We start from the raw sequence: 21,509 nt of genomic DNA, 5'->3' as shown, positions 1-21,509 counted from the left end.
TAGCATGGATTGCGCTCCAAACCTCGGCGACGGTCATTCAGTTCTTCTGGTGGTCGATGACTACCCGGAAAATCTCGTCAGCATGCGTGCCGTGTTGCAACGCGAAGACTGGCGAGTGATTACCGCGACTTCCGGTTTGCAAGCCTTGGAGTTGCTGCTGGCACATGACGTCGATCTGGTGTTGCTGGACGTGCGCATGCCGGGTATGGATGGCTTCGAGGTGGCACGCCTGATGCGCGGCAGCCAGCGCACGAGCATGACGCCGATCATCTTTCTGACGGCCGATGCCCAGTCGCCCGATGCGGTGCTGCAGGGCTATGCCAGTGGTGCCATCGACTACCTGTTCAAGCCCTTCGACCCGCATATTCTCAAGCCCAAGGTGCAGGCGCTGCTGGACCATCAGCGTAATCGCCGTGCCCTGCAACGCTTGAGCCATGATCTGGAGGCCGCCCGCGCCTTCAATGCCTCGGTATTGGACAACGCCGCCGAAGGGATTCTGGTGGTGGGCGAGGGCAGTGTGATCCAGTACGCCAACCCGGCTATCTCCAGGCTGCTCAATGCCACGATGGCCGAATTGCAGGGCGAGAGTTTCCTCAGTTTCCTGCAAAAACCCCATGTGCCGGCCTGGTTGGGGTTCCCGATGTACGAGGCTTATTGCAAGGGCGAAACGTGGCGCTTGCACGACGCCATCTTGCGCACCAGTCGCGGTCAACAAGTGCCGGTGGCGTTGTCCAGCGCGCCCTTGCCCGCCGAGCAGAAGGCGATGGTGGTGACGGTGCTGGACATGTCCGAGGTGCGCCACCTGCACCAGCAGTTGGAGTTCCAGGCGGTGACTGACCCTTTGACCGGGCTGCTCAATCGTCGAGGCTTTCACCAGGCGGTGGAGAGCATGTTGTCGCGCAGTGAGCGCAACGAGCAGTCGCTGGTGTTGCTGTACCTGGACCTGGACGGCTTCAAGCGAGTCAATGACACCCTGGGTCACGACGCCGGTGATCGGGTGCTGCGCTGGGTGTCCGAGCAGATGCAGGCGTGTTTGCGCTCCTACGACATCCTTGGACGCATGGGCGGGGATGAGTTCACGGCTTTGCTTGAGCTGGAATTCCCGGAGCAGGCGGCGAAGATTGCGGAAAAACTGATCGAGCGCGTGTCGGTTTGCCAGCAAGTCGACGGGTTGGAGGTGATGCTGGGAGCGAGTATCGGTATCGCAACCTTCCCGGACTGTGGCTCGGACCTGAGCGGCCTGTTGCGTGCGGCGGACATCGCGATGTACGAAGCCAAGCGCGCCGGCCGTCAGCAATATCGCTATTACGATCAGGAAATGAACGGCCGCGCCCGCTCACGCCTGATGCTCGAAGACAGTGTGCGCACCGCGATTCAAAACAAGGATTTCACCCTGGTGTACCAGCCTCAGGTGTCGCTGGCGGATGGGCGCTTGCGGGGTGTCGAGGCACTGCTGCGCTGGCAGCACCCGAGTGTCGGTGACGTGCCGCCGGGATTGTTTTTGCCGCTGCTGGAGGAAGCGCGGCTGATCAGCCAGTTGAGCAGCTGGATTTACCAGCAGGTCGCTGCCCAGCGCCAGGTCTGGCAGGCGTCTTTCGATGACGAGCTGGTATTGAGCGTGAGCCTGAGCAGCAGCCAGTTCAATACGCCTAATCTGGTCAGCCAACTGCGGCAGGTCCTGGAACGACACGGTTTACAGGGGCGGCAACTGGAAGTGGAAATCAGTGAAGACTGCCTGATGAGCAATCTCGAGGAGTCGACCAGGCAGCTCAAGCTGTTGCGTGAGCTTGGCGTGCGCATCGCCCTGGATGACTTTGGCGCGGGTCGCTGTTCCCTGGCCCATCTGCGCGACCTGGCGTTCGACACCCTCAAGCTGGACAAGCAGTTGGTGGCCCGTTTGCCGGGCTCCGCGCGAGATGCCGCAATGGCGCGCAGCATCATCGAGCTGTGCGGGCACTTTGACGTGCTGGTGATCGCCGAGGGTGTGGAAACCCTCGAACAGGCGCAGTGGCTCAAGGCCAACGGTTGTTCGTTCATCCAGGGCAGCTGGGCGGCGGCACCGCTGATGGCCGAGGACGTTGTCGGTTGGTCACCCCCTCACGCGCTGTGAATTCGCTACACTGGCGCCCGTCCGAACCACATTGCAGCTTCCATGACCGCATTGAAATACCTTCAGGCCTATCCTGCCGCCCTTCAGGAACAAGTGCGCCAGTTGATCGCCAGGGACCAGTTGGGCGCCTATCTGGAACAGCGTTACCCCGAGCGCCACGCCGTGCAGAGCGACAAGGCCCTGTACAGCTACGCCCTGGCCTTGAAGCAGGAACACCTGCGCAATGCACCGTCGATCGACAAGGTGCTGTTCGATAACCGCCTGGACCTGACCCACCGCGCGCTGGGTCTGCACACCACGATTTCCCGGGTGCAGGGCGGTAATCTCAAGTCCAAGAAAGAGATCCGCATCGCCTCGCTGTTCAAGGAAGCGGCCTCGGAGTTTCTGCGCATGATCGTGGTTCACGAATTGGCGCACTTCAAGGAATCGGACCACAACAAGGCGTTCTATAAACTCTGTGAACACATGATGCCGGGCTACCATCAGGTGGAATTCGACCTGCGGGTGTACCTCACCTGGCGCGATTTGCAGAGCAAGCCCCAATCACAAGGCGATTGACCATGGATGTGAGCAAAACCAAGAGCAGTTTCTACCGTCGCCTGTATGTCGCGTATCTGATCGACAGCGGGCTGGCCAGCAACGTCCCGGCGCTGACTGAAGTGACTGGTATGCCTCGGCGCACGGCGCAGGACACGATTGCGGCGTTGGCCGACCTGGATATTGTGTGTGAGTTCGAGCAGGAAGAAGGGGCGCGCAATCACGCCGGGGGTTATCGGATTCGTGAGTGGGGGGCGATTGATCGGGGGTGGATCGAAAGGAATCTTGCGTCGGTCAAGCAGGTGTTGGGTTATCCCTGAGTGATGTGGCGTCTGGGCTGACGCCATCGGGGGCAAGCCCCCTCCCACATTTTGACTGTGTTCACAAATCCCAAGTGTGGGAGGGGGCTTGCCCCCGATGAGGCCTTCAAACCCGCCGCATACCAATATGTGGAATACCGTCCTCGAGGTACTCCTCACCCGCCGCCACAAACCCATACCGCCCGTAATACCCCTGCAAATGCGCCTGGGCCGACAAAAATATCGGCGTGTCCGGCCACACTTTTTCAACCTGCTCAAGTGCCTCGATCATCATCAAATGCCCCAGCCCGCTGCCCCGCGCCGACGGCGCCACGATCACCCGGCCGATCACCACGTCGCCGCCCTGTGGCTCCGGGTCCAGCAGCCGCAGATAGGCCACCAGCTCATCGTCTTTCCAGGCCATCAGGTGGTGGGTATCACCGGACAGGTCCTGCCCATCAATGTCCTGATAAACACACTGTTGCTCAACGACGAACACTTCGCCGCGCAGGCGCAGGATGGCGTACAGCTGTTCCTTGCCCAGATCGTCGTGATGTTTGCAGACCCAATCAACCGTCATGATGCGTGCTCTTATTCAAGGCTTGGCAGAGATAGTAAGCGCGGCGGGCGCTGCTGTCTAAAACCGGCCATTTTGTGAATGGCGTCAATTTGCCATCATTCGGTGCATGCAAGGCTGACTTCTTTGTGTAATAACCAATGCAGGCTCATTGATGAGCTACTGTTATCAGGCCATCGCCTGCCGCCAAGGATTTTAAGCATGCCGCGATTGTCTCGTGCCGTTGCTTTGATTGCAGTATTGCTGCTGGCTCAACCGGTATTGGCGCAGCGTTTGCGCCTGGTGGCGGACGGTTGGCCTCCGTTCACCGATGTCAGCCTGATCAACGGCGGGCTGGCTACGGATATTGTCAGCACCGCGCTGGCTCGGGCCGGGTATGCCAGTGATTTTGAACAGGTGCCCTGGGCGCGTGCGCTCAAGGGTGTAGGCGATGGGCGCTACGACGTGCTGATCAACGCCTGGTACGACGATGCCCGTACGCAGTTGGGTGAGTTTTCCGCGCAGTATCTGGTCAATCGTGTGCGCTTTATCAAGCGCCGCGACGACCCTATCGATTATCAGGATCTGCAGCAGTTGCACGGCGAAAGCATCGCCGTCGTGCGCGGTTATGCCTATTCGGCGGCGTTCGACCAGGATGTGCTGTTACAGAAAGTGCCGGTGCATAATTTTGCCATGGCCGTGCGGATGCTGGCGGCAAAACGTGTGCGCCTGACCCTCGAAGATGAGTTTGTGGCGCGTTACTACCTGGCGCGCGAATCGCCCAGGGTGCGCAGTGCCGTGGAGTTCGTGGGCGAGCCGCTGAGCGAGAACAGCCTGCATATTCTTGTCAGCCTGAAGAACCCCGAGCATGCGCAGATCGTGGCCGGTTTTGATCGGGAGATCGCCAGGATGAAGGCGGATGGCAGCTATGCGAAGTTGATGAAGGCCCATGGGATGTAGCGCCTGTACGGGCCTCATCGGGGGCGAGCCCCCTCCCACATTTGACTGTATTCACACATCTGAATCTGTGAACACAGTCAGTGTGGGAGGGGCTTGCCCCCGATAGCGGCCTAAGCCGCGCGGGTATCTTTGATCAGATGCGCGGCCAGCGTACGCAACGGCCCCAACTGCCGACAAATCAGCGCCAACTGTGTCTGCACCAGCCGCTGCCCCTCATCGATCTCATCCGGCATCTGCTCAAGCTGCGCCGCCAGTGCTTCCTCGGCATCACTCTGGATCGCAATCGGCTGTTTGTTCGCCAGGCCCGTGGCGATCTCATCGATGCTCGCCGCCAGGCTGTTACCCGCGCCTTCGATCAATTGCTCGCGCACGTCGGCCGGCAGTTGGGTGTCGCGGTGCGCACCAAGGCCCGACAAATAGCTGAGCAGGGTGTGCGACAGCACCAGGAAGCGAAAGCCTACGTCGGCCTCCTTACGAAAGTGCCCCGGCTCCATCAGCATATTCGCCAGGGTGGTGGATAGCGCCGCATCGGCGTTGTGCGCGTTGCGGCGGGCCAGGCGGTAAGCCAGGTCGTCGCTTTTGCCGGCCGCATACTGCTGCATGATCTGGCGCAGGTAAATGCTGTTGCAGGTCAGGGTGTTGGCCAGCACTTTGTTCAGGCGCCGGCCTTGCCAGTCCGGCAGGAACAGGAACACCGCCAGCCCTGCGATCAGGCTGCCGAGCAAGGTATCGAACAGGCGTGGCAGGAACAGTCCGTAGCCATCGCCCACCTGGTTGAAGCAGAACAGCACCATCAGGGTGATCGCCGCCGTGGCCAGGGTGTAGCGTGTGGTGCGGTTGATAAAGAACACCAGGCCGGCGGCGATGGCGAACATCGACTGCACCACCGGGCTTGGGAACAGGTCGAACAGCGCCCAGGCCACGGTCAGGCCGATGGCGGTGCCGATGATCCGCTGGCCGAGCTTGCGTCGCGTCGCACCGTAGTTCGGTTGGCAAACAAACAGCGTGGTAAGGATGATCCAGTAACCCTGGGAAGCATGGATGGCGTGCAGGGTGGCGTAGCCGACGGTCAATGCCAGGGACAGGCGCAAGGCATGGCGAAACAGCAGCGAGGTCGGCGTGAGCTGGGTGCGCAGGCGCGTCCACATTTCCTTGAGGTTGCGTGGGGCCCGGTCCAGCAGGTTGCTGTCCGTGGCGTCGGCCAGGGCGTCGGGGTTGCTCGCGTCGCCGAGCAGGCGGTCGAGGGTGGACAGGTTCGCCGCCAGAGCGCGCAACGAGCGCAGCAGGCCGCGCCAGGCCGGGTTGCTCTGGATGCGCAGGTGCTCCAGAGAAGCGTTCAAATCGCCCAGGGCTTCGGCAAAACTGTCGTCATAAATGAACGGCTGGCGCAGTTGGATCGACTCGGCCAGCGCCTGGCAGGCCTTGCCTTGCTGGCGCAGCAGGCGTTGGCAGCGGAACAGCACGTCGCTGTGAAAGAACGCGTCGGCCAGTGCATTGTAAGGGTAGTGGGAGGAGCTGGCGCGCTCGTGGATGTCCTGGGCCAGGAAGTACAGCTTCAGGTAGCGGCTGACCTTCGAGCCCGGCCGGCCATTACCGACGCGGTGCAGGATGATTTCCTTCGCCGCATTCAACGCCGCGACTACCCGGCCATTCTGCTGGGCCAGTTCCAGGCGGCGTGCCTCCACATCCAGTTGGCGGATCGGCTCGAACAATGACGATTTGAGCTTGAGATAACGCCCCAGCTCGCGGAACAACCGCGCCAGGCTCTGCTGTACCGGCTGGTTGGAAAACAGCGCCTGCCACAGCACCGACAGCACGCCGTACCAGGCCGCGCCCGCCACCAGCAGCAGCGGCTCGTGCCAGAAATCACTGACAGCACCGCCGCGCTGGTCCACGCCGATCATGGTATAGACCGACAGGATCAACGTGGCCGAGGCAATCGCGCCATAGCGTTCGCCGAGCGCGCCGAGCATGGTCAGGCCGAACGTGGCCAGGGCCAGGGAGGCCGCGAAAATCCAGGGGTAGGGAAACAGCAGTTCCACCGACAGTGCGGCGATGCTGAAACACACCAGCGTCACCGCCAGGGCATTGAGACGGCCTTGCCAACTGTCATCGGTCTCGGCCAGGGCGCTGGCGATAATCCCCAGGAATAGCGGGATCAACAACGTCATTTCATCCTGATACCAGCACAGCGCCATGCTGCCGGTCAGGGCGATGAATACCCGAATGCTGTAGCTGAATTTATCCAGTGCCCACAGGCGTCGCAGGGACTGCTTGAACGAGGTCGATGACATGAAGTCTGGAGTCTTCCGGGACGTTGTCGCTAAATTGAGCTATCAAGGACGCCACGGCAAGGGTGGCGAGCACATCGATGTGCAAATATTTCCCTGACACCCTGCAAAACAAAATGTGGGAGGGGGCAAGCCCCCTCCCACATTTGACCGAGTACATCCTTCAGACGTATTGCGCGGCTGCGTAGCCCGAAGCCCAGGCCCACTGGAAGTTGAACCCGCCCAGGTGACCGGTCACGTCCAGTACTTCGCCGATAAAGTACAACCCGGGGCTTTTCAGCGACTCCATGGTCTTGGACGACACTTCCCGCGTATCCACCCCGCCCAGGGTCACCTCGGCCGTGCGATAACCCTCGGTGCCCGCCGGCACCAGTTGCCAGTTGCCGAGCTTCTCGGCGATCTCGGCGATTTCGGCATGGGTGTACTGCTTCATCGGCTTGGACGCGAACCAGGTGTCCGCCAGCAGGTTGGCCATCTTCTTGGTGAAGATCTCGCCCAGCAGGGTTTTGAGCTCGCTGTTGGGGCGTTCGGCCTGCTGCTGTTGCAGCCAGGTGTGGGCGTCGTGGTCGGGCAGCAGGTTGATCTCCACGGTGTCGCCGGATTCCCAGTAGGAGGAAATCTGCAGGATCGCCGGCCCGCTAAGGCCGCGGTGGGTAAACAGGATGTTCTCGCGAAAGCTCTGGCCGTTGCAGCTGACCAGGCAATCGACCGAGGTGCCGGACAACTCGCCGCACAACTCCTTGAGCTGGTCGGTGATGGTAAACGGCACCAGACCCGCGCGGGTGGGCAGCAGTTCGTGGCCGAATTGCTTGGCCACCTGGTAACCGAAGCCGGTGGCGCCCAGCGTGGGGATCGACAAGCCGCCGGTGGCGATTACCAGCGATTCGCAGCGCAGTTCACCCAAGGTGGTCTGCAACTGATAGCCGCTGTCGAGCCTGGCGATTTCCTGGATGGAGGTGTCCAGATGCAGGCTCACGCCGGTCTGGATGCATTCATCGAGGAGCATGCCGAGGATGTCGCTGGACTTGTTATCGCAGAACAGCTGGCCGAGTTTCTTTTCGTGGTACGGCACGCCGTGCTTGGCCACCAGCCCGATGAAATTCCACTGGGTATAGCGCGCCAGGGCCGACTTGCAGAAGTGCGCGTTGTGCGAGAGGAAGTTGGCCGGCTCGGTGTACAGATTGGTGAAGTTGCAGCGGCCACCGCCGGACATCAGGATCTTTTTGCCGGCCTTGTTCGCGTGGTCGATCAGCATCACCTTGCGCCCGCGCCCGGCGGCGGTCAGTGCGCACATCAAACCTGCGGCGCCGGCGCCAATGATCACAACTTCGGTCGAGCGCAAAACGGTGTCCTCATAAAAATCTGAATTTGAATACAGTCCAATGTGGGAGGGGGCTTGCCCCCGATAGCGGTGTCTCAGTAACAGATGTACTGACTGACACACCGCCATCGGGGGCAAGCCCCCTCCCACATTGGATCTTCATTGGATCAACGGTCGTGTTACAGGATGCGCACGCGCAACGAACGGCCCTTGATCTTGCCGTCGTTCAAGCGCTGCAGCGCCTGCTTGGCGATGCCGCGTTCCACGGCCACGAAGGCCTGGAAATCAAAGATCGCGATCTTGCCGACCTGGGCACCCGGGATGCCGGCTTCGCCGGTCAATGCGCCTAGGATGTCACCCGGGCGCACCTTGTCCTTGCGGCCGGCGGCGATGCACAGCGTGCTCATCACCGGCAGCAGCGGGCCACCGCTCTGCGGCTTGAGGTTGTCCAGCTGGTCCCAGTTCAATGGCGACTTCTGCAGTTGCTCGATGGCCTGGGCGCGGTGCGCTTCGGACGGCGCCACCAGGCTGATGGCAATGCCGGTCTCACCCGCGCGACCGGTACGGCCGACGCGGTGAATGTGGATTTCCGAATCGCGGGCCAGCTCGACGTTGATCACCATGTCCAGCGAGTCAATGTCCAGGCCGCGGGCGGCCACGTCGGTGGCCACCAGCACCGAGGTGCTGCGGTTGGCGAACATCGCCAGTACCTGGTCACGGTCGCGTTGCTCCAGGTCACCGTGCAGGCCGACGGCGGAGATGCCCTTGGACGTCAGGTGATCCACGGTTTCCTGCACTTGCTGCTTGGTGAAGCAGAACGCCACGCACGACGCCGGGCGGAAATGCGCCAGCACCTTGGTCACGGCGTCCATGCGTTCTTCCGGCGAGATCTCGTAGAACCGCTGTTCAATCTGATCGTCGGAGTGGAACGCCTCGGCTTTCACCTGTTGCGGCGCGCGCATGAACTTGGAGGCCAACTGCTTGATACTCACCGGGTACGTGGCTGAGAACAGCAGGGTCTGGCGACGTGGCGGGGTCTTGCTGATGATGTCTTCGATGGCGTCGTAGAAACCCATGTCGAGCATGCGGTCGGCTTCGTCGAGGATCAGCGTGTTCAAACCGTCGAGTACCAGCGAACCCTTGCGCAGGTGCTGCTGGATACGGCCCGGGGTGCCGACGATCACGTGGGCGCCGTGCTCCAGGGAAGCGATCTGTGGGCCGAGAGACACGCCGCCGCACAGGGTCAGCACCTTGATGTTGTCTTCAGCGCGGGCCAGGCGACGGATTTCCTTGGCCACCTGGTCGGCCAGCTCGCGGGTCGGGCACATCACCAGGGCCTGGCAACCGAAATAGCGCGGGTTGATCGGATTGAGCAGGCCGATACCGAAGGCGGCGGTCTTGCCGCTGCCGGTCTTGGCCTGGGCGATCAGGTCCAGCCCCTTGAGGATCACCGGCAAGCTCTGCGCCTGGATCTGCGTCATCTCGACATAACCCAGCGAGTCGAGGTTAGCCAGCATGGCGGAGGACAGGGGCAAAGTATTAAAAGCGGTGGCGATGGTGGTCACGGGACTGGCTCTGCAAAACAAAATGTCGCGCAGTGTACCAGTCTCGTGGGAATTTCCCCGCAAGTTCTAGACGAGACGCCGCTCAGTGCTCGATATCATGCTCGCGGCTGACTACGCGTTTGCCGTCTTTTGGCGACAATTGCAGGAAGATCGCCGCCGCCAGCATGGCCATGATGCCCACGGTGAGAAACGTCAGCTGGAACGCGCCGAGCACCGTGTTCACCCCATCGTTGCCGGCTTCGGCTGTGAACCCACCGAGCAGCGCACCGGCGCAGGCCACGCCCAGGCTCAGGGACAGTTGCGCCACCACCGACAGCAAACTGTTGCCGCTGCTGGCCTGGGCGTCGTCGAGGTCGATCAGGGTGACGGTGTTCATCGCCGTGAATTGCAGGGAGTTGATGGCGCCGAGCACCGCCAGCATCCCCAACAGCAGCGGATACGGGGTTTGCTCGCTGACCAGGCCCATGCTCGCCAGCATGGCGCCCAGCGCCAGGGTGTTGCCGGTGAGCACCACGCGATAACCCAGCCGCTCGATCAGCGGCCGGGCGATGGACTTGGCGAACATCGCCGCCGCCGCCAGCGGCAGCATGCTCATGCCGGCCTGAGACGGAGAATAACCCAGCGCCACTTGCAACAGCAGCGGTACCAGGAACGGCAGGGCGCCGCTGCCCAGGCGCGCGAACAGGTTGCCGAGAATGCCCACGGCAAAGGTACGGGTCTTGAACAGCACCGGCGAGAACAGGGCGTTGTCGATATGCCCGGCGCGCAGCCAATACGCCGCCAGGCACGCCAGCCCGCCGAACAGCAGCAACATCACCCGCAGGTGCGGCAGGTGCAGTTCGCCCAGACCCTCCATGGCGATGGTGATCAGCACCATCGCCGCGCCGAACAACAGGAAGCCGAGGCTATCGAAGCGCGTACGCTCGCTGCCGCGCAGGTCGGGGATGAACTTCCAAACGGCATAGCAGCCGAGCATGCCTACCGGCAGGTTGATCAGGAAGATCCAGTGCCAGGTCAGGTATTGCACCATCCAGCCACCCAGGGTCGGACCGAGCAACGGGCCGAGCAGGCCGGGGATGGTAATGAAGCCCATGATCCGCACCAGCTCGGAACGGGGATAGGCGCGCAGTACCACCAGGCGCCCGACCGGCAGCATCAGCGCCCCGCCCAGGCCTTGGATCACCCGCGCCCCCACCAGCATGCTCAAGCTGCTGGACAAGGCGCACAACAATGAGCCGATGCTGAACAGCAGGATCGCGCCAAAGAAGATCTTCCTGGTGCCGAAGCGGTCGGCGATCCAGCCCGACGCGGGGATCAGCAAGGCGACGGTGAGCATGTAGGCAATCACCACGCCCTGCATGCGCAGCGGGTTTTCCGCCAGGTCCCGAGCCATGGCCGGCAGCGCCGTGTTGAGGATCGTCCCGTCCAGCGACTGCATGAAGAAGGCAATCGCGACCACCCAGGGGAGCCAGCGGGCGGTCTTGGCGTCGAGAGGGGCACGATTCGGCATGGGAACCCTTTTTTGTTAGCAGGCTATGTGTCGGCGATTATGCGCCATCCGCCGCTGTTTTTCCCACTGGCGGTTCGTCTAAGTCCGACAATGCAGCGTGCTCGCCCACCAGAAAATCCAGCAAGGCGCGATGCACACTCAGCGCCGCCTCGCGTGATTCCAGGTCGAGCAAATGGCCGGTGTGTTCGGCCACGGCGAAACTGCTGCGCCTCACGTAATCGCCGAACAACCGGGCTTCGGCGGCCGGGGTGTATTCGTCCAGCGTACCGTTGAGGAAGTGCACCGGCGTAGCAATTTGCCGGAGCGCCGGCAAGTAGTTGCCATCGCCCAGCGCCAGGACCTGATGGATATGGAACCGCGCCTGGCGATACTCGGTGGTGGCCATGTTCGACAGGTGGCGGTGGTTGTTGCGCTTGAGGCGCGGCGACAGGTATTTGCCGACTGTCTCGTTGAGCAGATGGCCGACGGCGGATTTGTCATCGGCTTCGATCAATACCCGCACGCGCTCCACATACTCGAGCATCGCCCGGTTGAGGTTGGGCGCCAGGGCCATCACCACCGAGCTTTCGATGGACGGTGGGTTATGGGCCAGCGTCAGCAATGTGGAGATGCCGCCCCATGAGGCCGAGACCAGATGGTTGACGGCAAAACGCTCCACCAGCGCGCGCAGCATCTGTACTTCGTCGTCCTTGGTCACCAGGTCGAGGTCGGTGTTGTGTTCGCGGGAATAGCCGGAGAAAGGCAAGTCGAACAGCAGAACATTGAAATGCTCGGCCAGGCATTTGCTGGTGCGGGCAAAGGAGCGCGTGGTGGACAGCGCGCCGTTGACCATCAATACGGTTTTTCTGCGTGGGTCATTGCCCAGTTGCTCTACGTGGACGTTGTAGTGCTTGTACAGCTTATCTATGACAAAACTTCCCTGGGTCATCGCTGCACTCCCTGTGATGTGGCGGTATGCCATCAACCCTTATAGCGAGGTTTTTTGCGGGCGACAACAGGGCTGGCGCGAAGACCGGGAAGAAGAGAATGGGCCGTAGGAAGAGATGACAAGGCGATGTCTGAGAGAGCAGCAATCCAATGTGGGAGGGGGCTTAGAGGGTGAGGGTCAGGCGTTTGACCAGGGCGCCTGGCAGCAGATTCGACGCGGTGTTGCGCTGCCCATAGGTACTGGCCGACAGCAGCAGCTCTCGCTCGGCCGTCAACGCTTCCAGCTGTGAGCCCAGCAGGCTGTACACACTGTCATCAAAGCGCATGGTGCTGACCGGGGCCTTGATCTCGCCGTCTTGCACCCAGAACGTGGCGAAGCGGGTCATGCCGGTCAGGCGCGCCGCCGGCAGGTCGGAGTAGTTCAGGTACCACAGGTTGCTGATGTACAGCCCGGTGCCCAATTGCCTGAGGATATCGGCCTGGGCCAGGTTGCCGGCGGCCATCTGCAGGGCGCTGGGGGACTCGTCGCTGCCGGCGCCGTTGGCGTTCAGGCCGTATTCGGCGGCGCTGCGCGAGTTGACCAGTTGGCCATCGGCCATGCCGGCATTGATCAACCTGACATCGCTGCGCGGGTAGCCTTCGGTGGAAAAGGCCTGGCTCAGTGAACCGCTGATCTGCTCGGTCACCGTCACCAGCGGGCTCAGCTGTTGTTCGCCGGCATACAGGCGTTGCAGCGAGCTGCCTTTGCTGGCGATGGCCTGCGCGGAAAAACCGCCCCAGGTAATGATGCTGATGAGTTCTTCGAGTGCTGCCGGCGCGAGGTAGGCGCGGTACTGTCCGGGCGCCAGCGGGTGCAGTGGCCGGCCCAAAAATTGGAGCTGATCGCGGGCCTGCTGGACGCGTCGGGCGAACTCGGCGCTGTCCCAGCTGTGCCCGGCATAGCTGGCCTTGACCGCTTCGCCATTGGCGTGGAACAGGCTGAAGTCGAAGTTGAAGCTATTGGCCTGGTGCCAGCCGAACGCCCCATCGGAGCTGGCAAAGCCACGGCTGATGGGGCCGGCGGCATAGAAACCGACCAGGTCCACGCCTTCGGCGGCCTGGCTGATGTCTTGCAGCACCTGGGCCAGCTCCGGCAGGGGCCGCAGTTGTTCATTGTGGCTTTCCCAGGCGTTGTGATTCAGCAACAGATACGGGTCCGGCGGCAGCAACGGCAAGGTTTCACGCAGCTGTTGCAGGCCGCCGGCCAGACGCTGGCGATCCAGATCCGGCGCGCCGGACAGGGTGATGCCCAGGTCGGCGTGGCGGCCATCGTTGATCAGCTTGAGGTTCAGGCTGGCCTGTTGCACCTGGCCGGCCTGGCGTACCTGCGCGTGGTTGAAACGCACGAACTCCGATGATTCATCCGCGTAGCCGAGGTGAAATTGCTCCTTGTCGGTGATGGCCTGCTTGAGCCAGTCCACCAGTGCCTTGAAATTATTCATCAGGCGTCTCCCCCGAATACATCGACGTTACTGAATACGCAGGCCGGCGACGCATGGCCGACGCGGATCACCTGGTTGGGCTCGCCCTTGCCGCAGTTCGGCGTGCCCAATACCTTGAAAGTGCTGGCATCGCCGACCGCGCTGAGCTTGCGCCAGAACTGCGCGGAAATGGCGCGATAGTTGGGGTTCTTCACCACACCCTTGAGTTCGCCGTTTTCGATCAACTGGCCCCACTCACACCCGAACTGGAACTTGTTGCGCGCATCGTCGATGGACCACGAACGATTGGTCGACATCAGGATGCCGTGTTCAATACCGCCCACCAGTTGCGCGAGGTTTTTATCGCCGGGCTCGATATTCAGGTTGGCCATGCGATCGATGGGCGGGCGGTTCCAGCCGCAGGCACGGCTGTTGGCAACGCCTGGCAGGTTGGCGCGAAATTGCGACAACGCGCCGCCCAACGGCTTGAGCAGCAGCCCTTCGCGGATCAGGAACTGCTTGCTGGCGCGGGTGCCGTCATCGTCATGGCTGTAGCTGGCGAGCTGTTCGGGGATGTCCGGGTCGAAGGTCACGTCGAGCAGCGGTGAACCGTATTGCAGGTGACCGAAGTCGCTGGCTTTCACAAAGCTGGTGCCGGCGTAGTTGCGCTCGTCGCCGAGGATGCGGTCCAGCTCCAGCGGGTGGCCGATGGACTCGTGGATCTGCAGGATCATCTGGTCGGGCATCAGCAGCAGGTCACGCGGACCCTGGGGCGTGTTCGGTGCCAGCAGCAATTGCAACGCTTCGTCGGCCACGCGCGGTGCGGCGCCGGTCAGGCCGAAGCGGCTGATCACGTCAAAGCCGCCTTGCTGGCCGAAGTTGCTGCCGCCCAGGGTGCGGGTCTGGCTGTCGTTGCCATCGAAGGCTGTGACGTTGACGCCGGGGAACACAAAGCGCTGAGCCTGGCGCAGTTCGGCGCCGGCCGTATTGAGGTAGATCTGTTCGACGGTAGTCTGGCCCAGACTCACGTCCCAGCTCACCAGGCGCTCGTCCCTGGGCACGGCCGCCGACTCATCGCCGAGCAGCTGATAGCAGTCGCTCAGGGTGGGGAAGGGTTGGTCGAAATCGGGCGACAGATAATCGGCAACGTCACTGGAGACCGATTGCTCGCGCAGGTCGAGCAGGGCATGGGGCGAGATCTGCCGGGCTTGCTGCTCGGCGCGCTCAAGAGCGGCCTGCAGGCCGGCCAGGGAAATGTCGTTGGTCGCGGCGTAGGCTTCCACGCCGTTGAGGCGCACGGTGAGCATGGCGCCTTCGTCATGGCTCAGGTGGGGCGGTTCGGCGACGTTCTTGCGTACCGACAGATAGCGGCCGGATTCGCGGACATAGCGCAGGGAGAAGAATTGGGCGTTGGTGCGCAGGGCACTGAAGTGTTTCTTGAGCGTGGCGTGGTGTTCGAACATGGGGCCTTCCTTGTGGGCGGCTCAGCGCGGGCAGGCCAACAGAGTAGGCCGGGGCTGGGAGCTGATCAAGGAAAGTGTAGGCGGGAGGTTTTGCAGTGTCTGGCAGGGCCTCATCGGGGGCAAGCCCCCTCCCACATTTGAAGGTGTTCACAAATCAAAGTGTGGGAGGGGGCTTGCCCCCGATGGGAGCGCCGCAGTGTGTCAGTTACTGCGCAATTTCACGCATCGGCTTGCCACGCACCGGTGCATCGCCGGCCACGTAGTAGTCGGCGGTGCTGCGCGGCAGTGGCTGGCGGCCACGAATCTTGTCGGCGATTTTCTCGGCGATCATGATCGTGGGAGCGTTCAGGTTGCCGGTGGTGATGATCGGCATGATCGACGCGTCGACCACGCGCAAACCCTGCATGCCGTGCACGCGGCCTTCGCCATCGACCACTGCCATCTCGTCAGCGCCCATCTTGCACGAGCAGGACGGGTGGAACGCGGTCTCGGCGTGCTCGCGGATGAACTTGTCCAGTTGCTCATCGGTTTGCACTTCAATCCCCGGGCTTATTTCGCGGCCACGGTACGGGTCCAGCGCCGGCTGCTGCATGATTTCCCGGGTCAGGCGGATGCCGTCGCGAAATTCCTGCCAGTCCTGTTCGGTGGCCATGTAGTTGAAGAGGATGCTCGGGTAGTCCCGTGGGTTCTTCGACTTCAGTTGCACGCGACCACGGCTTGGCGAACGCATGGAACCCATGTGTGCCTGGAAACCGTGCTCTTTCACACCGTTGCTGCCGTTGTAGTTAATCGCGACCGGCAGGAAGTGGTACTGGATGTTCGGCCATTCGAATTCCGGACGCGAACGGATAAAGCCGCCGGCCTCGAACTGGTTGCTGGCGCCGATGCCGGTGCCATTGAACAGCCATTCGGCACCAATGGCCGGCTGGTTGTACCAGAGCAGCGAAGGGTACAGCGACACCGGCTGGGTGCAGGCGTATTGCAGGTACAGCTCAAGGTGATCCTGCAGGTTTTCGCCGACGCCCGGCAGGTCGTGGACCACCGGGATGTCGAGGCTTTCCAGCAGTTTCGCCGGACCGACGCCGGAACGTTGCAGCAATTGCGGCGAGGCAATGGCGCCGCTGCACACCAGCACTTCTTTACGGGCGCGGGCTTCAACACGCTCTTCGGCGGCGCCGATCAGGTAACGCACGCCAACGGCACGCTTGCCTTCAAACAACACTTTGTCGGTGAGGGCGTGGGTGACGATGGTCAGGGTCGAACGCTTTTTAGCCGTGTCCAGATAACCGCGCGCGGTGCTGGCACGACGGCCGTTCGGCGTGACGGTACGGTCCATCGGGCCGAAGCCTTCCTGCTGGTAACCGTTCAAGTCTTCGGTACGCGGGTAACCGGCCTGCACGCCGGCTTCGACCATGGCGTGGAACAGCGGATTATTGCCCGCTTTCGGCGTGGTCACGCTGACCGGGCCGTCGCCGCCGTGGTAATCGTTGGGGCCGATGTCGCGGGTTTCGGCCTTGCGGAAATACGGCAGGCAGTCCAGGTAGCTCCAGTCTTCCAGACCCGGCAGCTTCGACCAGTTGTCGTAGTCCATGGCGTTGCCGCGGATGTAGCACATGCCGTTGATCAGCGAAGAACCGCCCAGGCCCTTGCCGCGCCCACATTCCATGCGGCGACCGTCCATGTGTGGCTCCGGATCGGTTTCGTAGGCCCAGTTGTAGCGACGGCCCTGCAGCGGGAACGCCAGGGCGGCCGGCATCTGGGTACGGAAGTCGAGGCGGTAGTCCGGGCCACCGGCTTCCAGCAACAGGACGGTGACGCCTTCGTCTTCGGTCAGACGGGTCGCCAGGGTGTTACCGGCGGAGCCGGCACCCACAATGATGTAGTCGTATTCTTGGGACATTGGATGCACCCTCTTTGAAGTGTGGTCAGGTCGGGCCTCATCGGGGGCAAGCCCCCTCCCACATTTGAAGGTATTCACAAATCAAAGTGTGGGAGGGGGCTTGCCCCCGATGGCGGCCTTACAGGCAATACAAGGCTCGGGTGCTTAGAACACCGAGGCGTAATCACCCAACTCAACCTGTACCGATTTGATCCGGGTGAAGTTGTTCAGCGAGCTGATCCCGTTCTCACGACCCACACCCGATTGCTTGTAGCCGCCGACCGGCATCTTGGCGTCGGACTCGCCCCAGGCGTTGATCCAGCAGATCCCCGCTTCCAGCTGATGAATCACGCGGTGGGCGCGGTTCAGGTCGCGGGTTACAAGGCCGGCGGCCAGGCCGAAGTCGGTGTCGTTGGCGCGACGGATCACTTCTTCCTCGGTTTCATAGGTGAGGATGCTCATCACCGGGCCGAAGATTTCTTCACGCACGATGGTCATGTCGTCGGTGCAGTCGGTGAACACCGTCGCAGCCACGTAGGCGCCTTTGGCCAGGTCGCCGTCGGTCAAGCGGTCGCCGCCGCACAGCAGGCGTGCGCCTTGCTCTTTACCTTTGGCGATGTAGCCCAGCACGCTCTCCATGTGGGCGAAACTGACCAGCGGGCCGAAGTTGGTGTTGTCGTCCTGCGGGTCGCCCACACGGATGCGCGCCACACGTTCAAGGATCTTCGCTTCGAACGCCGCCTGCAGGTGCTTGGGCACGAACACGCGGGTGCCGTTGGTGCAGACCTGGCCGGAGCTGTAGAAGTTGGCCATCATCGCGATGTCGGCGGCGCGATCCAGGTCGGCGTCTTCGAACACGATCAGCGGCGACTTGCCGCCCAGTTCCATGGTCACTTCCTTGAGCGAGGAGCTCGAAGCGCTGGCCATGACTTTCTTGCCGGTGTCGGTGCCGCCGGTGAATGAGACTTTCTCGATGCGCGGGTGCTCGGTCAGCCAGGTGCCGACTTCACGGCCGCTGCCGGTCAGGACGTTGAACACACCGGCCGGAACGCCGGCTTCGGTGTAGATCTCGGCCAGTTTCAGGGTGGTCAGCGAGGTGACTTCGCTGGGCTTGAAGATCATCGCGTTACCGGCGGCCAGGGCCGGTGCGGATTTCCACAGGGCGATCTGGATCGGGTAGTTCCACGCGCCGATACCGGCGACCACGCCCAGCGGCTCGCGGCGGGTGTAGACGAAGGAGGTGTCACGCAGCGGAATCTGCTCGCCTTCGATGGCCGGCACCAGGCCCGCGTAGTACTCCAGCACGTCGGCGCCGGTGACGATGTCGACGTATTTGGTTTCGGAGAACGCCTTGCCGGTGTCCAGGGTTTCCAGGGCGGCCAGCTCATCGTTGCGCTCGCGCAGGATGTCGACGGCGCGACGCAGGATGCGCGAACGCTCCATGGCTGTCATGGCGGCCCAGATTTTCTGGCCTTTTTCGGCGCTGACCACGGCGCGCTCAACGTCTTCCTTCGTTGCGCGTTGCACTTGGGCGAGAACTTCACCGTTAGCCGGGTTGATGGCTTCGAAGGTGGCATCGCTGCCAGCGTCGCTGTAGCCGCCGTCAATGTAGAGTTTTTGCAGTTCGAAACGGGCCATAAAGTCCTCGCAAGTGCATAAGTGGTTGGCGCGGTTCGGGAGTTGAGCGGTTATGTGCTCTGACTCACCTGCTTGGCCAATTGGAAATCCATGTATTCGTGAGCAATGCGTTGCGCCTGCTCCGTGTCGAAAGCGTCTCCCGACAGGGCACCGCGCAACCACAAACCGTCGATCAGGGCCGCCAGGCCTCGGGCTGCGCTGCGTGCTTCGGGCAACGGCAGCGCACGGCGGAACTGGCAGCACAGGTTGGAATACAGACGCTGATCGTTGATCCGCTGCAACCTGTGCAAAGACGGGTGGTGCATGCTGGAGGCCCAGAAGGCCAGCCAGGTTTTCATTGCCGGGCCGTTGACCTGGCTGGCGTCGAAGTTGCCGGCGACGATCACCTGGAGGTGGGCGCGCGGGCTGTCATCCTTCAACGCTTGTCGACGTGTGTGGATGTTTTCCATCAGCACACTCATCAAATACTGCATCGTCGCCGCGATCAGGCCGTTCTTGTCCCGAAAGTAGTGACTGATGATGCCGTTCGAGACGCCTGCCAAACGGGCGATCAGCGCAATGCTGGCATCTCCCATTCCGACTTGATCAATGGCCGTCATCGTGGCTTCGATCAACTGCTGGCGGCGTATGGGTTGCATACCGACCTTGGGCATGTAGCACCTCTCCTTGGGCCTGCTGACGGGCGATCACGTCCATCGGCTTGAAGGCCAGTCTATTTTGTTTTGATTGAACGTTCAATCAACAAAGAATAAGCTCTGCGACAAATGGTCGCTGCCTACAGACGTTTCCTACCTGAGAGCCGCGACCGCTGACACCTGCGAAAACCCCTGAAACAGGCCGTATCAGGGCCTGGGTACCGCTTCGGTGGGGTCCGGGATTTTCGGGATGTCTTTATAACACCCGTCCGTCGACTGCCGAAAAATCGATGTCCCGGGATAACCGTTGCCTTGTGTTTCTCTCTCGCACTGCCCGGAGCATCTGCGCCATGAGTTCTGCCTCTCTTATAAAGACCCCGCCGGAAAAGGTTCGGGTCAACGGTTGGGTGTTCTACACCTCCACCGCCTTGATTCTGTTGTTGACCGCCATTCTGATCATCGCCCCGCAGGAGGCCGGGCGCATGCTCGGCGTCGCCCAGGCCTGGCTGTCGAAAAGCTTCGGCTGGTACTACATGGTGGTCATCGCCGCCTACCTGGTGTTTGTGGTCGGCTTGGCGTTTTCGTCCTATGGCAAATTGAAACTGGGCAGCAAGGACGACACCCCGGACTTCAGCTACGGCGCCTGGGCCGGCATGCTGTTCTCGTCGGGTATCGGCATTTCGCTGCTGTACTTCGGCGCCTCCGAGCCGCTGGACCACTACTTCAACCCGCCCGAAGGCGCGGCGGCCAGCAACGGCGCGGCACGTCAGGCGCTGCAATTGACCTTCCTGCACTGGGGACTGCACGGCTGGGCGATCTATGCGCTGGTCGGCCTGGCCGTGGCGTACTTTGCGTACCGCCATAACCAGCCGCTGGCCTTGCGCTCGGCGCTGTACCCGCTGGTGGGCGAGCGCTGGGTAAAAGGCGCGGCCGGCCACGCGGTGGACGGTTTTGGTATGTTCGTGACCCTGCTCGGCCTGGTGACCAACCTGGGGATCGGTTCGATGCAGGTGTCGTCCGGGCTGGAAAACCTGTTCGGCATGGCGCACAGCAACACCAACCTGCTGATCGTGATCATCGTGATGAGCACGGTGGCGACCATCGCGGCGGTGTCGGGCGTGGAGAACGGCATTCGCCGCTTGTCCAACCTCAATATCGTGCTGTTCAGCGGCTTGCTGATCTTTGTGCTGCTGTTCGGTCCCACCCTGCACCTGCTCAACGGCCTGGTGCAGAACACGGGTGACTACCTCAACGGTATCGTGCTCAAGACCTTCGACCTGTACGTGTATGAAGGCGACGGCGCCAAGACCGAACGCTGGATGGGCCTGTGGACCCTGTTCTACTGGGCCTGGTGGATTTCCTGGGCGCCCTTCGTGGGCATGTTCATTGCGCGTATTTCCCGTGGGCGGACCGTGCGCGAACTGGTGGCCGGCGTGCTGCTGATTCCGCTGGGCTTCACCTTGGCGTGGTTGTCGATCTTCGGTAACTCGGCGCTGGACCTGGTGTTGAACCATGGGGCGGTGGAGCTGGGCAAGACCGCGCTGGAACAACCGTCCATGGCGATCTACCAGCTGCTTGAGCATTACCCGGCGTCGAAAGTCGTCATCGGTGTGTCGATCTTTGTGGGCTTCGTGCTGTTCCTGACGCCAGCGGATTCCGGCGCGGTGATGATGGCCAACCTGTCGTGCACAGGCGGCAATGTAGATGAAGACGCGCCGCACTGGTTGCGGATCTTCTGGTCGGCGGTGATCACCCTGGTGACCATCGGCCTGCTGTTCGCCGGCAACTTCGAAGCCATGCAGACCATGGTGGTGCTGGCGGGGTTGCCGTTCTCGGTGGTGCTGATCTGCTTTATGTTCGGCCTGCACAAAGCGATGCGCCAGGACGTGGCCATCGAACAGGAGCAGGCGCAACTGGCTGAACGCGGACGTCGTGGGTTCAGCGAGCGACTGACCGCACTGGACCTGCAACCGAGCCAGGGCACCGTGCAGCGCTTTATGGACAAGCACGTGACGCCGGCGTTGGAAGAAGCGGCGGTTGCGTTGCGTGAGCAGGGGCTGGAAGTGCAGACGCTGCTGGGCAAATCCAGGCGCTGCATCGGTGTGCGGATCGAGATGGAGGAGGGCAACCCGTTTGTCTACGAAGTCAGCCTGGATGCCTACTCGTCGGCGCCCAATGATCTGCCTGAAGAAGAGCGCACGCGTTATTACCGTGCCGAGGTGTACCTGCACAACGGGCCTCAGGAATACGACCTGATGGGCTTCACCCAGGAGCAGATCACCCGGGATGTGCTCGATCAGTTTGAAAGCCATCGGCAGCTCCTCGGCCGGGTCTATAGCTGATAGTTGAGCCTGGTGG

The 21,509-nt window shown here is 62.1% G+C and carries 16 protein-coding genes; 5 read left to right on the top strand and 11 right to left on the bottom strand.

The features are described 5' to 3' along the window. Positions 1-4 precede the first annotated feature (4 nt). The 3 genes from MRY17_RS24070 to MRY17_RS24060 are packed head-to-tail and all read left to right on the top strand — an operon-like array spanning position 5 to position 2,967. Positions 5-2,110: a putative bifunctional diguanylate cyclase/phosphodiesterase gene (locus tag MRY17_RS24070; protein WP_181285250.1), complete on the top strand. Its 2,106-nt coding sequence runs from the start codon at positions 5-7 to the stop codon at positions 2,108-2,110. Positions 2,111-2,152: 42 nt separating this feature from the next. After that, on the top strand, positions 2,153-2,668 hold the full coding sequence (locus MRY17_RS24065; protein WP_243352977.1) for a M48 metallopeptidase family protein: 516 nt from the start codon (positions 2,153-2,155) through the stop codon (positions 2,666-2,668). Positions 2,669-2,670: 2 nt separating this feature from the next. Beyond that, complete coding sequence (locus MRY17_RS24060; RefSeq protein ID WP_243352976.1) at positions 2,671-2,967, top strand: winged helix-turn-helix domain-containing protein; 297 nt, start codon at positions 2,671-2,673, stop codon at positions 2,965-2,967. Positions 2,968-3,073: 106 nt separating this feature from the next. Here MRY17_RS24060 and MRY17_RS24055 read toward each other — a convergent pair whose 3' ends face one another. Then, positions 3,074-3,526, bottom strand: a complete 453-nt coding sequence (locus MRY17_RS24055; protein ID WP_181284342.1) for a GNAT family N-acetyltransferase — start codon at positions 3,524-3,526, stop codon at positions 3,074-3,076. 198 nt (positions 3,527-3,724) lie between these two features. On the opposite strand from MRY17_RS24055, the gene MRY17_RS24050 reads away from it, so the two are divergent. Further along, the gene (locus tag MRY17_RS24050) at positions 3,725-4,462 is read left to right on the top strand and encodes a substrate-binding periplasmic protein (RefSeq protein WP_181284343.1); all 738 of its coding nucleotides are present in this window, start codon (positions 3,725-3,727) and stop codon (positions 4,460-4,462) included. A gap of 110 nt (positions 4,463-4,572) precedes the next feature. On the opposite strand, the gene yccS is transcribed toward MRY17_RS24050, so the two are convergent. The 10 genes from yccS to betI form a co-directional block, all read right to left on the bottom strand. Next, a complete protein-coding gene (yccS, locus tag MRY17_RS24045) occupies positions 4,573-6,756 on the bottom strand; it encodes a YccS family putative transporter (protein WP_181284344.1) in 2,184 nt (727 codons plus the stop codon). A gap of 160 nt (positions 6,757-6,916) precedes the next feature. Beyond that, complete coding sequence (locus MRY17_RS24040) at positions 6,917-8,095, bottom strand: NAD(P)/FAD-dependent oxidoreductase (protein ID WP_243352975.1); 1,179 nt, start codon at positions 8,093-8,095, stop codon at positions 6,917-6,919. Positions 8,096-8,253: 158 nt separating this feature from the next. Next, positions 8,254-9,591 carry an ATP-dependent RNA helicase DbpA gene (gene dbpA / locus MRY17_RS24035; RefSeq protein WP_243353967.1) on the bottom strand — a complete coding sequence of 446 codons (1,338 nt, stop codon included), beginning with the start codon at positions 9,589-9,591 and terminating at the stop codon, positions 8,254-8,256. Positions 9,592-9,721: 130 nt separating this feature from the next. After that, positions 9,722-11,149: a multidrug transporter subunit MdtD gene (gene mdtD, locus MRY17_RS24030; RefSeq protein WP_191953060.1), complete on the bottom strand. Its 1,428-nt coding sequence runs from the start codon at positions 11,147-11,149 to the stop codon at positions 9,722-9,724. A 37-nt stretch (positions 11,150-11,186) separates the two neighbouring features. Beyond that, on the bottom strand, positions 11,187-12,077 hold the full coding sequence (locus MRY17_RS24025; RefSeq protein ID WP_191953059.1) for an alpha/beta fold hydrolase: 891 nt from the start codon (positions 12,075-12,077) through the stop codon (positions 11,187-11,189). Between the two features lie 163 nt (positions 12,078-12,240). Continuing rightward, positions 12,241-13,557 carry a TldD/PmbA family protein gene (locus MRY17_RS24020; RefSeq protein ID WP_243352974.1) on the bottom strand — a complete coding sequence of 439 codons (1,317 nt, stop codon included), beginning with the start codon at positions 13,555-13,557 and terminating at the stop codon, positions 12,241-12,243. Then, positions 13,557-14,999, bottom strand: a complete 1,443-nt coding sequence (locus tag MRY17_RS24015; protein WP_243352973.1) for a TldD/PmbA family protein — start codon at positions 14,997-14,999, stop codon at positions 13,557-13,559. Before MRY17_RS24015 ends, MRY17_RS24020 begins: the two co-directional genes overlap by 1 nt. Positions 15,000-15,204: 205 nt before the next feature. Then, on the bottom strand, positions 15,205-16,899 hold the full coding sequence (gene betA / locus MRY17_RS24010; protein ID WP_181284351.1) for a choline dehydrogenase: 1,695 nt from the start codon (positions 16,897-16,899) through the stop codon (positions 15,205-15,207). A 144-nt stretch (positions 16,900-17,043) separates the two neighbouring features. Further along, positions 17,044-18,516, bottom strand: a complete 1,473-nt coding sequence (gene betB / locus MRY17_RS24005) for a betaine-aldehyde dehydrogenase (RefSeq protein WP_181284352.1) — start codon at positions 18,514-18,516, stop codon at positions 17,044-17,046. Between the two features lie 50 nt (positions 18,517-18,566). After that, positions 18,567-19,169, bottom strand: a complete 603-nt coding sequence (gene betI, locus MRY17_RS24000; protein WP_104504965.1) for a transcriptional regulator BetI — start codon at positions 19,167-19,169, stop codon at positions 18,567-18,569. 389 nt (positions 19,170-19,558) lie between these two features. Between betI and MRY17_RS23995 the strand changes: the two genes are divergently transcribed. After that, positions 19,559-21,493, top strand: a complete 1,935-nt coding sequence (locus tag MRY17_RS23995) for a BCCT family transporter (protein WP_243353966.1) — start codon at positions 19,559-19,561, stop codon at positions 21,491-21,493. The last annotated feature ends 16 nt before the right edge of the window (positions 21,494-21,509 follow it).

Origin of the sequence: Pseudomonas orientalis, from assembly GCF_022807995.1 — a bacterium.
Taxonomy (GTDB): domain Bacteria; phylum Pseudomonadota; class Gammaproteobacteria; order Pseudomonadales; family Pseudomonadaceae; genus Aquipseudomonas; species Aquipseudomonas orientalis_B.
This window is presented reverse-complemented; position numbering and strand designations above follow the sequence as displayed.

What these genes read in the sequence shown, in the direction of transcription:
- MRY17_RS24020 (WP_243352974.1), bottom strand. Translation starts at nt 13,557, where the DNA reads ATGAATAATTTCAAGGCACTGGTGGACTGGCTCAAGCAGGCCATCACC.
- betB (WP_181284352.1), bottom strand. Translation starts at nt 18,516, where the DNA reads ATGGCCCGTTTCGAACTGCAAAAACTCTACATTGACGGCGGCTACAGC.
- MRY17_RS24025 (WP_191953059.1), bottom strand. Translation starts at nt 12,077, where the DNA reads ATGACCCAGGGAAGTTTTGTCATAGATAAGCTGTACAAGCACTACAAC.
- mdtD (WP_191953060.1), bottom strand. Translation starts at nt 11,149, where the DNA reads ATGCCGAATCGTGCCCCTCTCGACGCCAAGACCGCCCGCTGGCTCCCC.
- MRY17_RS24050 (WP_181284343.1), top strand. Translation starts at nt 3,725, where the DNA reads ATGCCGCGATTGTCTCGTGCCGTTGCTTTGATTGCAGTATTGCTGCTG.
- betA (WP_181284351.1), bottom strand. Translation starts at nt 16,899, where the DNA reads ATGTCCCAAGAATACGACTACATCATTGTGGGTGCCGGCTCCGCCGGT.
- dbpA (WP_243353967.1), bottom strand. Translation starts at nt 9,591, where the DNA reads ATGCTGGCTAACCTCGACTCGCTGGGTTATGTCGAGATGACGCAGATC.
- MRY17_RS24070 (WP_181285250.1), top strand. Translation starts at nt 5, where the DNA reads ATGGATTGCGCTCCAAACCTCGGCGACGGTCATTCAGTTCTTCTGGTG.
- MRY17_RS24065 (WP_243352977.1), top strand. Translation starts at nt 2,153, where the DNA reads ATGACCGCATTGAAATACCTTCAGGCCTATCCTGCCGCCCTTCAGGAA.
- MRY17_RS24055 (WP_181284342.1), bottom strand. Translation starts at nt 3,526, where the DNA reads ATGACGGTTGATTGGGTCTGCAAACATCACGACGATCTGGGCAAGGAA.
- MRY17_RS24060 (WP_243352976.1), top strand. Translation starts at nt 2,671, where the DNA reads ATGGATGTGAGCAAAACCAAGAGCAGTTTCTACCGTCGCCTGTATGTC.
- MRY17_RS24015 (WP_243352973.1), bottom strand. Translation starts at nt 14,999, where the DNA reads ATGTTCGAACACCACGCCACGCTCAAGAAACACTTCAGTGCCCTGCGC.
- betI (WP_104504965.1), bottom strand. Translation starts at nt 19,169, where the DNA reads ATGCCCAAGGTCGGTATGCAACCCATACGCCGCCAGCAGTTGATCGAA.
- yccS (WP_181284344.1), bottom strand. Translation starts at nt 6,756, where the DNA reads ATGTCATCGACCTCGTTCAAGCAGTCCCTGCGACGCCTGTGGGCACTG.